General features: G+C 34.0%; 11 protein-coding genes and 1 pseudogene. 8 read left to right on the top strand and 4 right to left on the bottom strand.

Annotation, left to right across the window (positions count from 1 at the left end):
• The first annotated feature begins 389 nt into the window (after positions 1–389).
• The 6 genes from hisS (at position 390) to HMPREF9083_RS02890 (ending at position 10885) form a co-directional block, all read left to right on the top strand.
• Complete coding sequence (gene hisS, locus HMPREF9083_RS02910; protein ID WP_007555895.1) at positions 390–1646, top strand: histidine--tRNA ligase; 1257 nt, start codon at positions 390–392, stop codon at positions 1644–1646.
• 151 nt (positions 1647–1797) lie between these two features.
• Positions 1798–2019: a phospholipase D-like domain-containing protein gene (locus HMPREF9083_RS06675; protein ID WP_007555894.1), complete on the top strand. Its 222-nt coding sequence runs from the start codon at positions 1798–1800 to the stop codon at positions 2017–2019.
• 41 nt (positions 2020–2060) lie between these two features.
• Positions 2061–5021 (top strand): helicase-related protein, encoded by a 2961-nt coding sequence (locus HMPREF9083_RS02905; RefSeq protein WP_007555893.1) that lies wholly within the window; start codon positions 2061–2063, stop codon positions 5019–5021.
• On the top strand, positions 5014–5610 hold the full coding sequence (locus HMPREF9083_RS02900) for a DUF4391 domain-containing protein (RefSeq protein WP_007555891.1): 597 nt from the start codon (positions 5014–5016) through the stop codon (positions 5608–5610). The genes HMPREF9083_RS02905 and HMPREF9083_RS02900 overlap by 8 nt, the downstream gene beginning before the upstream one ends.
• Before the next feature lie 174 nt (positions 5611–5784).
• On the top strand, positions 5785–7797 hold the full coding sequence (locus HMPREF9083_RS02895; protein ID WP_035062623.1) for a site-specific DNA-methyltransferase: 2013 nt from the start codon (positions 5785–5787) through the stop codon (positions 7795–7797).
• 1 nt (position 7798) lies between these two features.
• Positions 7799–10885 (top strand): type III restriction-modification system endonuclease, encoded by a 3087-nt coding sequence (locus HMPREF9083_RS02890; RefSeq protein WP_007555889.1) that lies wholly within the window; start codon positions 7799–7801, stop codon positions 10883–10885.
• Between the two features lie 504 nt (positions 10886–11389).
• Here the strand turns inward: HMPREF9083_RS02890 and HMPREF9083_RS06490 are convergent.
• The 4 genes from HMPREF9083_RS06490 to lpxC form a co-directional block, all read right to left on the bottom strand.
• Positions 11390–11557 carry a hypothetical protein gene (locus tag HMPREF9083_RS06490; RefSeq protein WP_155800583.1) on the bottom strand — a complete coding sequence of 56 codons (168 nt, stop codon included), beginning with the start codon at positions 11555–11557 and terminating at the stop codon, positions 11390–11392.
• A gap of 32 nt (positions 11558–11589) precedes the next feature.
• Positions 11590–12402 (bottom strand): acyl-ACP--UDP-N-acetylglucosamine O-acyltransferase, encoded by an 813-nt coding sequence (gene lpxA / locus HMPREF9083_RS02885; RefSeq protein ID WP_035062622.1) that lies wholly within the window; start codon positions 12400–12402, stop codon positions 11590–11592.
• A 103-nt stretch (positions 12403–12505) separates the two neighbouring features.
• Complete coding sequence (gene fabZ / locus HMPREF9083_RS02880; RefSeq protein WP_007555885.1) at positions 12506–12940, bottom strand: 3-hydroxyacyl-ACP dehydratase FabZ; 435 nt, start codon at positions 12938–12940, stop codon at positions 12506–12508.
• Positions 12937–13785, bottom strand: coding sequence for a UDP-3-O-acyl-N-acetylglucosamine deacetylase (gene lpxC / locus HMPREF9083_RS02875; protein WP_035062621.1), 849 nt, complete (start codon positions 13783–13785; stop codon positions 12937–12939). The genes fabZ and lpxC overlap by 4 nt, the downstream gene beginning before the upstream one ends.
• Positions 13786–14019: 234 nt before the next feature.
• On the opposite strand from lpxC, the gene HMPREF9083_RS02870 reads away from it, so the two are divergent.
• Together HMPREF9083_RS02870 and HMPREF9083_RS06835 are read left to right on the top strand one after the other, a co-directional pair.
• On the top strand, positions 14020–14427 hold the full coding sequence (locus tag HMPREF9083_RS02870) for an Hsp20/alpha crystallin family protein (RefSeq protein ID WP_035062618.1): 408 nt from the start codon (positions 14020–14022) through the stop codon (positions 14425–14427).
• A gap of 783 nt (positions 14428–15210) precedes the next feature.
• A pseudogene (locus HMPREF9083_RS06835) lies at positions 15211–15468 on the top strand (phage tail fiber domain-containing protein); the annotation flags it as partial.
• Between the last annotated feature and the right edge of the window lie 13 nt (positions 15469–15481).

Here is a 15481-nt window from a genome sequence, read left to right as displayed (position 1 = left end):
CAGAATAAAAAGTTAAAAGCGCTCTGAATATTTATACAGAACGCTATCAGTCTAATCTTTCAAGAACCGATTTATACCATACTACCATACTTGAAAGTGCGGTTTATTCTTGAGATTGTAACCGTACTGCACTCGGTATTTCATAAATCAATATAAATTTGTCAAAATTATTCAATGCAAATAAATAATTTGAAAAAAATGCAAAAATTTACAAAATAAAAAGACAAACATAAAAATTTGCAAATTCAACAAAATAAACATTTATCCTAAAGCATTATAACATAACAAAGAACCAAATAAAAATAAAGTATGATTAAAAGATTGTTTAAACTCATTTATATTTAAACTTCATAATGCTATAATTATAAATAACAAAAGGGGGAATACCAATGAAGCGAATTAGAGGAACGCAAGATATTTTGCCGGAAAATATTTACAAGTGGCAATATTTGGAACAAAAAATCAGACAAATATGCAGCCTTTACAATTTTGAAGAAATACGAACTCCGACATTTGAAGCGACAGAATTGTTTCTTAGAGGAATAGGAGATACAACGGACGTAGTAACAAAAGAAATGTACACCTTTAACGACAGAGGCGGAAGATCCATAACGTTAAGACCTGAAAATACCGCAGCTGTAGTAAGATCGTACCTTGAAAATAAAATGTATGTGGATAATACAACGCACAAACTTTTTTACATAGGTTCGATGTTCAGATACGACCGTCCGCAAGCCGGAAGATACAGAGAATTTCACCAATTCGGACTGGAAGTATTAGGCTCACAAGATCCATATGTAGATGCGGAAGTAATAGACTTGGCAGTACAATTTTTCAAAGATTTGGGACTTAAAGAATTGGAACTGCACATCAATTCCGTAGGACACGTTGAATGCAGAAAAGTATTCCATGAAAAACTCATAGCATTTTTGGAACCGAAAAAAGACGAACTTTGCGAAGACTGCAACACAAGATTATACAAAAATCCGCTCCGTGTATTGGACTGCAAAAACACCACATGCAAACGAATAATAGAAGGAGCGCCGAACATAGTAGACTGTCTATGTGACGACTGCAGCGAAAAATTTGAAAAACTCAAAACCTACCTTGACGAACTCGGAATAGAATACATCGTAGATCCGCTTCTGGTAAGAGGTCTTGACTATTACACAAACACCGCTTTTGAAATAATGTATGAACCTTTAGGCGCACAAAGTACAATTTGCGGCGGCGGAAGATATGACGGACTTGTAAACGAAATCGGCGGAATACAAGTACCCGGAATAGGTATGGCAATAGGAATGGAACGTCTGATACTTGCACTTGAACAGCAGAATTTATTCCCCGAAGTGAAAAACGAAAATCAAGTATTCATTGCAACGGTAGGCGAAAAAGCAAGAGTAAAAGGCGTAGGAATTGTAAAAGCACTCAGAAAACAGCAAATCCACGCAGGAACTACAATGCAAGAAAAAAGCTTGAAATCACTGCTCAAACAAGCCGACAAAGAAAAATACCCGTTCGTTGTAATTATAGGCGAAGACGAACTTCAAAAAGGTAAAGCGATACTTAAAAACATGGAAACAAAAGAACAAAAAGAAATCGATTTCGAAACGCTTGTAGAATATATAAAAGAAACAGTAAAATAAAAGCATAAAAAAACGGTATAATCGAAAAAATGATTATGCCGTTTTTTGTAAAGCAAAAACATGCATAAAATTGTAAAAATATAGAAATCAAAAAAATAATTATGATAGAATAAGATAAAACAAGAATAAAATAATAATACAGGTGGACAAAATGGAAGTTATAGACAATATAAATAAATTTTTGAAAGATGATTTAAAAGAGGAAATAAAAAAAGGAAGTAAATTGTCAATAGCGGCAGCGAGTTTTTCAATTTACGCATTTGATAAACTCAAAAACGAACTGAAAAATATAGACGAACTTAGGTTTATATTTACATCACCTGTATTTATAAAAGACAAAAACAAAAAGAAAAACGAGAATTTGAAATATTAAGGCGCAAAAACGAACGAGATTTATACGGTTCGGAATTTGAAGTGAAACTTAAAAATGAACTGACACAAAAAGCAATTGCAAAAGAATGTGCACAATGGATAAAAGAAAAAGTCACATTCAAATCAAATATATCAAACGAAAACATGCAAAAATTTATAAACGTAGATGAAACGACATATATGCCGATAAACGGATTTACAACTATTGATTTGGGATATGAAAAAGGGAATAACATATCCAATTTTGTTGTAAAATCTAAAAATCAAGAAAGTAAAAAATTTTTAGATTTGTTTGAAGAAATTTGGAATGACAAATCAAGATTACAAGAAGTTACAGAAGAAGTGATAGAAAATATAGGTACCGTATACAATGAAAATTCACCGGACTACCTTTATTTTGTAACACTCTACAACATTTTCAGCGAATTTTTGGAAGACGTATCGGAAGATGAACTCCCGAACGAATCCACAGGATTTAAAGACAGTCAAATTTGGAAAATGCTCTACAACTTCCAAGAAGACGCCGCACTTGCAATTATAAACAAACTTGAAAAATACAACGGATGCATACTCGCCGATTCTGTCGGACTCGGTAAAACATTTACAGCGCTGGCGGTAATCAAATATTACGAAAACAGAAATAAATCTGTACTTGTACTATGCCCGAAAAAACTCTCGGAAAATTGGAATACATATAAATTCAACTACAAAAACAATCCGCTTTTAAAAGACAGAATGAACTATGATGTACTTTTTCATACAGACTTAAACAGAAAAAAAGGAATATCAAACGGACTTGATCTTGCACGTATAAATTGGGGAAACTATGACCTTGTAGTAATAGATGAATCACATAACTTCAGAAACGGTGGAAATCCGGTAGGAGAAAATAAAGAAAACAGATACCAAAAACTTTTGAATAAAGTAATACGAAAAGGTGTAAAGACGAAAGTACTCATGCTTTCGGCAACACCGGTAAACAATAAATTTACAGATCTTAAAAATCAACTTGCAATAGCATATGAAGGAAACAGTCAAGAACTTGACGAAAAATTGAAAACCGAAAAATCACTTGAAGAAATATTCAAGCAAGCACAAAGAGCATTCAATAAATGGGGAGATCTTGAACCTAAAGACAGAACAACCGAAAATCTGCTTCGTAAACTCGATTATGACTTCTTCGAATTGCTGGACAGCGTAACCATAGCACGCTCGAGAAAACATATACAAAACTACTACAATATGGAAAAAATAGGTAAATTTCCGAAAAGAAATAAACCTATATCAAAATTCCCCATACTTACAAATCTGAAAAAAGCAGTTACATACAATGAAATATTCGAACAATTGAATATGCTTACACTTTGCATATATACACCGACAAACTATATACTTGCATCAAAACTTGAAAAATATGCGGAAAAATATGATGAAAAACACATAATCGGAGGACTTACACAAAAAGGACGTGAACGTGGAATACAAAAAATCATGTCTATAAATCTGATGAAACGTTTGGAAAGTTCGGTGCATTCATTTAAAGTATCACTTATACGAATAAACGAATATATAAAAGAAACAATATATAAAATAGAAAAATACGAATCGAACAAAATACCTGTAGAAATTGAAACGGAAAATTTATTAAATACAGAAGAAAATGAAGAATTTTCGGTAGGCAAAAAAGTTGAAATATCACTTGAAGATATGGATTACAAGACATGGAAACATGAACTTTTGCAAGATAAAGAAATATTTGACCTGCTTATAAACATGGTAGAAGATATAACTCCGGAATACGACGAAAAACTGAAAACACTTTTTGAAATAATAGACGAAAAGCAAAAAAATCCTATAAATAAAGGAAATAAGAAAATACTTGTATTCACAGCGTTTGCCGACACGGCAAACTACATATATGAAAATGTAAGTCGATACGTAAAAAACAAATACAAATTGAATACCGCACTCATAACCGGAGCAACGGACGGAAAAACAACGATAAAAGGACTTGCAGCCGACTTTAATACCATACTCACACTGTTTTCACCGATATCGAAAGACAAAGAAATTATACTTCCGAATGAAAAAGAAGAAATAGATATACTTATAGCGACAGACTGCGTATCTGAAGGACAAAATCTGCAAGACTGCGACTGGATTATAAACTATGACATACATTGGAATCCGGTAAGAATAATACAAAGATTCGGACGAATAGACCGTATAGGAAGTAAAAATAAATGCGTACAACTCGTAAACTTTTGGCCGGACATAACACTTGACGAATATATAAACCTCAAAGCAAAAGTCGAAACACGAATGAAAATCGTAAACATGACATCAACCGGTGACGAAAATATACTCACTCAAGAAGAAAAAACAGACCTTGAATACAGAAAAAATCAACTCAAAAGATTGCAAGAAGAAGTAATCGATTTGGAAGACATGAACAGCGGAATATCCATAACGGACTTGGGACTGAATGAATTTAGACTTGACCTTTTGGACTATATAAAGAAAAATCCCGAAATAGAAAAAGCCCCCGGAGGAATGAATGCCGTTACCCAAAGTACCAAAAAACTTCCGGAAGGAGTAATATTTGTACTGAAAAACAGAAAAAATGAAATAAATATAAACAGTAAAAACAGACTTCATCCGTTCTACATGGTATACATATCTGATGAAGGCGAAGTAATAATAAATCACCTTGCCCCGAAAGAACTTTTAGACACATTCAGACTTTTATGCAAAGGAAAAACCGAAACGGAAAAAGAACTCTGCAGACAATTCAATAAAGAAACAAAAGACGGTAAAAATATGAAAAAATACTCCGAACTTTTGGAACAAGCAATAAGCTCGATAATAAATGTGAAAACCGAAAGTCAACTCGAAAGTTTTATCAGCGGAGAAAATATAAGCTTTTTAGATGAAGAAATAGATGGGTTGGATGACTTCGAACTCATAAGTTTTTTAGTAATTAAGGATAAAATAAATGTTTAATTTTCCGAAATCCACTGAAATAAAAATAAATATATACAAAAAAGAAATATACAAAAAATTCCCGAAAGAACTTAAAGGAAATAAAAAAGAACAATTCGATCGGGAAATATCGAAAATAACACTGACAAATGAAATATCCGAAAAATCGGTAAACATCTCGAAAACGGAAAAAATATCGGCGATATTTGTACTTCGGATAAAATTGAAAACAAAAGATTATAGCGAAAAAAATATAGAATTTATAGCAAAAGTTTTCAAGCAAAAAATGCTGATGATACTCGAATGCGAAAATCAATATAAACTTGCGATATATGAACTCAAGCTTCATACAAGTGAATGGAAAGAAAAAATAAATCTTGAAATAAAAGGCCTCGACCTTGAAAAAGTATGGGAAAACCTCGTAAAAGAAATCGGAAAAATAAAAATAACGGACGGACAAACACTTGAAGAACAAATTGAAATAAATACTGAAAAAGAAAAACTTGAAAACGAAATAGAAAAACTGAAAACGAAAATGTACAAAGAAAAACAATCGAAAAAGAAATACGAAATACATCAAGAAATAAAAAAATTGAAAAGCAAATTATAAAATACCGCAAGAGCAAATGAAAAGGAGCCGAAAGGCTCCTTTTTGACTGAAAATATTAGAAATTATATAATAAAGAGCATATAAAGATTTAGTAAAAATGACGAAAAATACGTAAAATTATAAAGAAAACAATTCAAAAAAATTAAAATAAATATGTATAAGAAAGGTATCAAAATGGAAAATACGAATGTAGAGCAAATGAAAATGCAGACAAAAAATCTTGCAGATGAAAAACTTGAAGCATTGAAAGAACTTTTCCCGAATGCCGTCACCGAAGTGATAGACGAAAACGGAGAAGAAACGGTTGCAATAGACAAAGACATACTCATGCAGGAAATCTCCGCAAAAGTAGTCGAAGGGAATGAAGAACGCTACCAATTCACATGGCCCGACAAGAAAAAATCAATACTTGCTGCAAATGCACCGACAACGAAAACGCTTCGACCGTGCAAAGAAGAAAGCGTAAACTTCGACACTACGGAAAACCTCTATATAGAAGGCGACAACCTCGAAGTATTGAAACTCTTGCAAGAAACGTACTTAGGGAAAATAAAAATGATATACATAGATCCTCCCTACAATACCGGAAACAATATATTATATAAGAATGATTTTAGTATACCTAAAGAAGAATATATAGATTTAAGTAATCAGAAAGATGCTTATGGGAATTTTTTATTTCAAAATACAGAGTCAAATGGAAGATTTCATACAGATTGGTTGAATATAATGTATCCAAGATTAAAATTAGCCAGGAATTTATTAAAAGATGAAGGTTATATAGCAATAGCTATAGATGATAATGAAGTTTATAATTTAAAAAAAATTATGGATGAAATTTTTGGAGAGAAAAATTATATTGGCACAATTATAATTAGAAGCAATCCACAAGGAAGAAATAAAGATAATATAGACCCTGTTCATGAATACCATCTTGTATATTCTAGAAATTATACAAAGATGCCATTACTTAAAATAGGAAAAAGAAATGCAAAAATAGATAGTTTTGAAAATTTAATGAGAACTGGAAAGAATTCTAGAAAATATGAGAGACCTTATAGATTTTATCCTGTTTTAGTAAAAAATGAAAAAATAGAAATGATAACTGATGAAGAATATAAAAAAATTTATGCTGAAAATTGTGAGTTTAATGAGGAATACATTGAATACTTAAGAGAAAAATATGAAGGAAATGGATATAAATTTATATTACCACTGTCAAAAAATGGAGAAGAAAAAGTATGGCAGAGGGAATTTTCAAGAGTAAAGAAAGAATATAGGACATATAGATTTATAGGTAATAAGGTAAAGAGACCGCCTGAACAAACTAGAACGCCGGCATCACTATGGTATGATGATATATATAGTAATGTTTCAAAAGGAACAAATAGTTTAAAAAAGATTTTTAATGATAAAATAATATTTGATTTTTCGAAAAGTCTATATACAGTCAGAGATTTAATTTCACTAAACTCTGAAGATGAAGATATAATTCTCGATTTCTTCTCCGGCTCGGCAACAACTGCTCATGCAACAATGCAACTCAATGCTGAAGACGGTGGAAATCGTAAATTTATATTAGTTCAATTACCGGAAAACTTAGATGAAAGTCTTAAAAAGGCAAATGATAATGCCAAGAAAACAATAGAAAATGCAATAAAATTTTTAGACAGCATAAATCGTCCGCATTTACTTACGGAAATAGGTAAAGAACGTATACGCAGAGCGGGTAAAAAAATACTTGAAGAAAATAAAGACAAAGAAGGAATAGAGAATTTAGATACGGGATTCAGAGTATTGAAGGTCGATTCATCAAACATGAAGGACGTTTACTATGCTCCACAAGAGTTAAATAAAAAAGATGTTTTCAGTTACGTGGACAATATCAAAGAAGATAGAAGTTCTATGGATTTGCTCTTCCAAGTGATGCTCGATCTGGGTATTTCCTTATCAAGCAAAATAGAAGAAAAAGATATATCAGGTAAGAAAGTGTTTACGGTAGACGGTAATTTCCTCATTGCATGCTTCGACAGTGATATAGATGATGAAGTTATAAATAATATTGCTGAAAAGAAACCGGTATTTGCCGTATTTAAAAATAAAAGTTTCACGAAAGATTCTCCGCTTGCAAATTTGGAAGAAATTTTTAAGACCGTAAGTCCCGACACTGTAAGGAAGGTATTGTAATATGAAGTTCAAGTTTAAAGCTCAGCAATATCAGACCGATGCCGTAGAAAGCGTTGTGAATTGTTTTATCGGACAACCTAAGAAGACTTTTGAGTATCGCCGTGATGTGGGCGGCGGTAATAAGGTATTAATTGATGAGAATACTATGTATTCGTCCGATGAAATTGAAAGTGATGAAATCGGATTTAAAAATGAAAGACTTCATTTGACGGATGCCGATATTTTAAATAATTTACGTAAAGTTCAACAGGTAAATAATATTCCTTTGTCGGATAAGCTTGTTAAAACTTCGGGTGGATGTTCAATTGATGTGGAAATGGAAACCGGTACGGGTAAGACTTATGTATATATCAAGACGATGTATGAGCTTCATAAAAATTACGGATGGTCGAAGTTCATTATCGTTGTTCCTTCGATTGCAATTCGTGAGGGTGTGAAAAAGTCTTTTGAGATGACAAGTGATCATTTCATGTTGGAGTACGGCAAAAAAATCCGCTTCTTTGTTTATGATAGTAAAAAATTGAACGAGATTGACGACTTTTCAAAAGGTATCGGCATACAGGTTATGATTATCAATATGCAGGCATTCAATTCTTCATTTAACGAAAAAAAGAGTAATAAAGATGCAAGAATTATTTACAGTAAGCGTGATGAGTTTGCATCTAGGCGTCCTATAGATGTTATAAGTGCGAATAATCCGATTATTATTTTAGATGAACCGCAGAAAATGGGCGGCGATAAAACTCAAAAGACTATTTTGAATTTCAATCCTTTGTTTACTTTGAATTATTCCGCAACGCACAAGGAAAAACACAATTTGGTATATGCACTTGATGCCGTGGATGCTTATAATCAAAAGCTTGTAAAGAAAATACAGGTAAAAGGTTTTACGGTGGATAATTTGAGGGGTAGCGACAGTTACTTGTACTTGGAGGATATCAAATTGTCTTCGAAAGAACCTCCGAAAGCTGTGCTTTCTTTTGAGAGGAGGACGAAAACTACACCGAAGAGAATTTATCGTAATTGTTCCGTTGATGATAATCTTTATGAACTTTCCGGAGGTATGGAGCAGTATAAGGGGTATCGTATTTCCGAAATAAATGCGATTGAAAATTATATTTCATTTACAAATGGAATTGTACTGCATATCGGAGCGGTTACAGGGGATGTTTCCGAAAAGGATTTGAAGCGTTTACAAATACGTGAAACGATTATTTCACATTTTGAAAAGGAAAGGGAATTGTTCAACAAGGGTATAAAAGTTCTTTCACTTTTCTTTATAGATGAAGTTGCGAAGTATCGAATGTATGATGAAAACGGCGAGGCGGTCAACGGCGAGTACGGAAAGATTTTTGAGGAAGAATACAAAGATGTTTTGCCTTATTATATAAACAGTATCGAAACGCCATATGAAAGGTATTTGAAAAATATTTCCGTAAGTGAAACTCACAAGGGATATTTCAGTATTGACAAGAAGACGGGGAATTTTGTAAACGGCAAAATAAGTAAATCGGAAGGAATGTCGAGTGATATTTCCGCTTATGATTTGATTTTGAAGAATAAGGAAAGACTTCTTTCTTTTGATGAGCCTACACGATTTATTTTCTCTCATTCTGCACTTCGTGAGGGTTGGGATAATCCGAATGTATTTCAGCTTTGTACTTTGAAACAGAGCAGCAGCGAGACGACAAAACGTCAGGAGGTAGGTCGAGGTCTTCGTTTGTGCGTAAATCAGGACGGAGTGCGTATGGATGCGGAAACGACGGGAAGTGAAGTTCATAATTTGAATAGGCTTACCGTTGTTGCCAGCGGAAATTATCGTGAATTTACCGAAGAGTTACAGGACGAGATGAAGAAGAATTTGCGTGATCGTCCTAAGTTTGCCGATGCGGAATATTTTTATGGTAAGATTGTCGAATACAATGGACAGAGTCATAAAATCACTTTGAATGAAGCCGGTGATATTTATTTCTATTTAAAACAAAATAATTATGTAGATGACGATAATAAGATAACAGATAAATATCGTGATGATGTTCGTAACAATGTTCTTGCAAAAGTACCTGAAAAGTTGAAACCTATGGAAAGCGAATTGCATAGATTGATACAAAGTATTTATGATGAGAATGCTTATAAGTTCATTGTTGAAAATTTAAATAAGACCAAAATAATGTCAAATGATTTGAACGACAATTTCAACAAAAAAGAATTTCAGGAATTATGGAGAAAAATAAATCATAAATATACATATAGGGTAAAGTTCGACAGTGAAGAATTGGTAACAAATGCGGCGAATTATATAAATAGGAATTTATTCGTTTCAAAGTTGCAATATACTATATATGATGTGGAGCAAAAGTCCGATTTAACTGAAGATGATGTAAAAGTGGGCGGATTGTTTGCCGAAACTAAAATTAAGCGTAAAGTTGCTTCATATTCTCCTTCCGGTAATGTGAAGTATGATTTGCTTGGAAAAATTGCAGAGGAAACTGTTCTTACAAGAAGAACGATTGCGAGAATTTTAAGTAATATAAGTGATGAAAAATTTGAGATGTATAAAGCTAATCCGGAGGAATTTATCAACAAGGTTTCAAAATTTATAAATGAACAAAAAGCGACAATGATTGTTGAGCATATTACTTATGATATTCTTGACGGGGTATATGACAGTTCGATATTTACCGCTGAAAAGCACGGGACTATGGAAAAAGCATTTAAAGCAAAGAAACATGTACAACCTTATGTATTTACCGACGGATTGGCTGCAAATTCCGTTGAAATGAAATTTGCGAATGCGTTGGAAAACGGTGATGAAGTTTTGGTGTATGCAAAGCTTCCGAAGGGATTTAAAATACCTACTCCGGTAGGAAATTATACTCCGGATTGGGCTATTACGTTTAAAAAAGGTTCCGTCAAGCATGTATTTTTCGTTGCGGAAACAAAAGGATCTATGAGCAGTATGCAACTTCGCAGTATAGAAAGCGCTAAAATTGATTGTGCAAGGAAACTTTTTGCAAGTATGTCAAATGAGAATTTAAAGTATGGTGTTGTAAATACGTATTTTGATTTATTGAATATAGTAAGATGAGAGTTTTAAATCGGTAAATTACAACTGTATTTTAAGGTCGGATAAAAATGTATAAATTTTTCTTGCAATGCTTGATTGAATAGGGTGCATTTTTATGGTGTTTTTTGTTTTATTTATTATTATTGCGATGTACTTTTTGGGCGGTTTTGATTGATTTGTTTTATTTTATGCTGTTTTTGTCAAAATCGTATGTTTCATGGCAAAGTGTCGATTCGGTGTTGAAAAATTAGTGATGATAGTATATAATTTAATTACCCTTTTAAAATATTTTAATATTTAAACAGTCTTGCGAGTGATTGTTTTTATTCATTTTACTTTTACTTGCGAGGCCTTGAGAAGATATGTACTTTGTATATATCTTTTTTAAGTTGTTGCTTTTATGTAGGGAAGTAAAATAGCGTTGTGTGTTTAATCGGTAAATATATCTGATGCACTTGTTTATATATTTGTTTAAGCGTATCCGATTATATAGGGCGGAATGGAATTTTGCTTTATGATTGTGTTTTATTGCAGTGTGTAGTTGAAGTATTCGGTGTGGGGAATTTTGAGTGCGGATGTGTTTTCAGGGAAATGATTGTGTATATTTTCCGTTTTCAAGTAGCTTAGATAGGTAGTTTGTGAGTATGTCCAAGATGTGTCGATGCTATGTGCAATTGATAATAGGGCAAGCAAAAAGGCGGTAACCTTTTTTCGGGTTACTGCCTTTATTTGTTTCTTGTTCTGCATAGTCCGCGGTTGCAATTTCTCAAAAATCTCAAGAGGTGTTCCGTTTCGGGTGTGGAACGTATTTCTTCTTCTATTTTGTGTATTGCATCGTTGAGCGTGAGTCCTTGTCTGAATATTATGCGGTATGCTTTTTTCAGGTCTTTTTTGAGTTCGTCTTGTAAGTGGTTTCTTGATAGACCTACGTTGTTGAGTCCGATTACTCTTGCGGGGTTTCCGTCTGCGATTACGTAGGGGCATATGTCTTGTACTATTTTTGTCATTGCTCCTACCATTGCGGTGGATCCTATTTTTACAAATTGGTGAAGTCCCGCCATTCCGCCTATTACAGCTTTGTCTTCTACCGTTACGTGGCCGGCAAGACCTGCGAAGCTTGAAATGATTATGTGATTTCCCAGTGTGCAGTTGTGGGCGATGTGTACGTATGCTTGAAGCATGTTGTATGAGCCTATGCGTGTTTCGAGGTTTTCGCCCGTTGCACGGTGTATTGTACAGAATTCACGTATGAGGTTTCCGTCTCCTATGGTTACCGTGCTGTATTCTCCGGTGTATTTCAAGTCTTGCGGATCGTCTCCGATTACTGCGTGCGGATAGATACGATTGTTTTTTCCAATTGTTACGTTTTTACGTATTACTGCGTGTGCTCCGATTTCAGTTCCACTTCCGATTTCGCAATTTGGTCCTATTACTGCATAGGGGCCGATGATAACGTTTTTATGTATTATGGCATCGGGATCGATAATGGCGGTTGAGTGGATTTGCGGTTCTTTTTCTTCGAGTATTTTTAATTCCATTAGTCCCATTCCTCCTCTATGGTGTAGCTTCATGTTATATATGTTAATATAAAGTTTACAAAAAATAAATATTTTTTACAAATTTTATATCGACAATATTTTTTTATTCGTTTTCGGTGATGTAAAACATAAATTCCGCTTCCGTTTTGACTTGGTCGTCTACGGTGCATTTGCAGTGTACTTTTGCTACACGTCCTTTTACTTTGATTACTTGTGCGTCTGTAATCATTACGTCGCCGGGTACTATCGGCGATCTGAATTTTACTTTGTCCATGCTTGCAAACATCGTTATTTTTCCTCTGTTTTCATCGGTGTATTGCAATGCTATTCCGGCTACTTGCGCCATTGCTTCGCATATAAGTACTCCCGGCATAATCGGATGGTTCGGGAAGTGTCCTTGGAAGAATGCTTCGTTCATCGTTACGCATTTGAGTCCTTTTGCGTATTTCATCGGTTCTACATCCAGTATTCTGTCTACCAATAGCATCGGATAACGGTGCGGTAGGATTTTCATGATTTGTTCAATGTTTAATTTCATTTTTGTTCCTCCGTTATTTGTGTTTTGAGCTTTTGAAGGCGTTCCGAGAGTGCCGCATTCAGTTTGTGACTTCCAAGTACTGCTATTATGTGTGCATGGAGCGGGCCTACGAGTGAGATGTCTCCAAGTATGTCCAATATTTTGTGTCTTACGAGTTCGTCATCAAATCTTGGTATGGAAAGACATTCCGTTTCTGAATATACTACTGCATTTTCGGTCGTGCCGCCTTTTCCAAGTCCCATTTTTCTCATTGCTTCGAGTTCTTTTGTAAATCCGATTGTTCGTGCCGATGCGATTTCTTTGTCGTATGAATCGGGATTGATTGTTATGTCGAGTATTTGTGTTCCCAGCATCGGGTGCGGATTTATCGATGTAAATGTTATTCTGAGTCCGTCATAGGGGATTGCAACGATGAATTTGTTTTTGTCGTAGAATGAAACGCTTTGCGGAAGTTCGAATATGTCGATATCGGCATTTTGCGTAAGTATTCCGGCTTCGTTTATCATATTTACGAATGTGCGTGCACTTCCGTCACCTACCGGCGGTTCGGGTGAGTCCATTTCTATGATGCAGTTGTCTATGTGCATTGCATAGAGTGCGGACAGTACGTGCTCTACGGTGAAAACTTTTCCGCCGTTTTTTTCAAGTGTCGTTGCACGATGTGTGTCGGTTACGTTTTTGATGTGTGCCGGTATTTTCGGAGTGTTCGGCAAATCCGTTCTGCAAAATATTATTCCGCTGTTTTCCTTTGCAGGTTTCATTGTCATCGTTACCGCAAGTCCGGAGTGAAGTCCGTTTCCTTTGTAGGTAACGTCTTTTTTTATTGTACGTTGTTTCCTTTTCAAGTTAAACACCTTTCTGCTTTCTTATAGTAACTTTCGATTAATTATAACATGATATATGTGAATACAAAATATTTATATAATTAAAGATTTAAATTTAAGAGAAATATACGTTATTAGCACTCACTTGACACGAGTGCTAATAACGTATATAATAACTACAGAAGGTGAGATGAAGATAGATAAAAAGTAAAGGTCTTGATTACATATAACGATTTGGAGAAAGGGGCGGAGTTTATGCGTAGTTTAATGCCTATGTTTGATAACGGTTTTTTGAATGATACAGGTTTTTGGGATGATTCTCGTGAGTTTGCTTTTGTTCCGAAGGTTGATGTAAAGGAACTTTCCGATTCGTATGAGGTCGTTTTCGATCTTCCGGGTATGAAGAAAGATGATTTGAGCATTTCTTACAGTGATGACGTTTTGACTGTGGAAGCCAAGAGTGAAAAATCTTCGGATGAAAAAGAAGGAGATGTTTATTTAAGACGTGAACGTTTTTCCTCTTCGTTTAAACGTCAATTTGTTATAAGGGGTGTAGATGAGAAAGCTGTGAAGGCGTCTTTGAAGGACGGAGTTTTGCGTATTACTCTTCCTAAGATTAAGGAGAATGCGGACGGTTCGGTAAGACGTATTCAGATTGATTGATTTGTTTTGAGTTAAGGTGAATTCTCTTTGTTGCTTCGGTGACAAGGGAATTCACCTTTTTATTTTTATACGCATTCTCAGGATGATTTCTTAAATCAAGAAAGGATCTGAAATGACATCTGAGATATTTAATTGTCGGACCTTTGCCGCAGACCCGCCTTATATACCGAAAAGGAGAGTAAATGATATTGACAGGTATTGTATAAATTATAAAAATTTATTTGTAATTATATGGAATTAATTTTATTCATCTTTATAACATTCGATAAATTCAGCTATAAAATTACGAATCAAAACAGCAGATTTATATCCTTTTTTGCACAAATATCAGAACAAATTTTATATGTTTTTCATTAATCCAAAATTGATAACTCATACAATGCAAGGTATAATAATACAGATGAAATACCCATGAAATAACCACGGCAGCAAAAGAAAAAGAAGAAAGAACCAACACGTAAAACATACACAAGAAACAAAACAACGGCAATAGACAGCATACCGGGTAAATAAAGGAGGAAAAGATATGAAAAAAGAAAGCTTTAAAGACAAGATGATTGAAAGAATTAAAGTTTCTATATTTTTTATTCCCTTTATATTAGGTATTTATTGGTTATTGTTTGTATAAACTGTTTAATTACCAAGAAAAGCAAGTAAAATAACAAAGATATAGAGAGGTAGAGAAACAAAAACTCTACTTCTCTTTTATTTTTACATGAAAGGAATATAAATGATTGGAGAAAGAAAAGCACAAATAACCTATAAAGGCAGAAAACATATAATTTTCCATTTGACTACCTCAGAAAAGCATTCATCAAAATAACGGTTGTAAGCTCACAAAAAAGAAACCATCTTGTACAAGGGAAAGACTATACGGTACACAATAAACAAGTAACCCTCAAAACAGCCCCCACGGACATCATAGAAATCTATCGAAAAACAACAACCGAACCCCTTGTCACATGGCCAGTACTCAAAGCAAAAGACCTCTCACTCCAAGAAATACAACTCCTTCACCTTGCAGAAGAAACATTTGACAAAGTACAAGACGGAG

Source organism: Dialister micraerophilus DSM 19965, from assembly GCF_000194985.1.
Lineage (GTDB): Bacteria > Bacillota > Negativicutes > Veillonellales > Dialisteraceae > Dialister > Dialister micraerophilus.
This window is presented reverse-complemented; position numbering and strand designations above follow the sequence as displayed.

Coding starts and splice junctions, on each gene's coding strand:
- HMPREF9083_RS02895 (WP_035062623.1), top strand. CDS start 5,785: ATGGAAAATACGAATGTAGAGCAAATGAAAATGCAGACAAAAAATCTT.
- fabZ (WP_007555885.1), bottom strand. CDS start 12,940: ATGAAATTAAACATTGAACAAATCATGAAAATCCTACCGCACCGTTAT.
- lpxA (WP_035062622.1), bottom strand. CDS start 12,402: ATGGAATTAAAAATACTCGAAGAAAAAGAACCGCAAATCCACTCAACC.
- HMPREF9083_RS06675 (WP_007555894.1), top strand. CDS start 1,798: ATGGAAGTTATAGACAATATAAATAAATTTTTGAAAGATGATTTAAAA.
- HMPREF9083_RS02890 (WP_007555889.1), top strand. CDS start 7,799: ATGAAGTTCAAGTTTAAAGCTCAGCAATATCAGACCGATGCCGTAGAA.
- hisS (WP_007555895.1), top strand. CDS start 390: ATGAAGCGAATTAGAGGAACGCAAGATATTTTGCCGGAAAATATTTAC.
- HMPREF9083_RS02900 (WP_007555891.1), top strand. CDS start 5,014: ATGTTTAATTTTCCGAAATCCACTGAAATAAAAATAAATATATACAAA.
- HMPREF9083_RS02870 (WP_035062618.1), top strand. CDS start 14,020: ATGCGTAGTTTAATGCCTATGTTTGATAACGGTTTTTTGAATGATACA.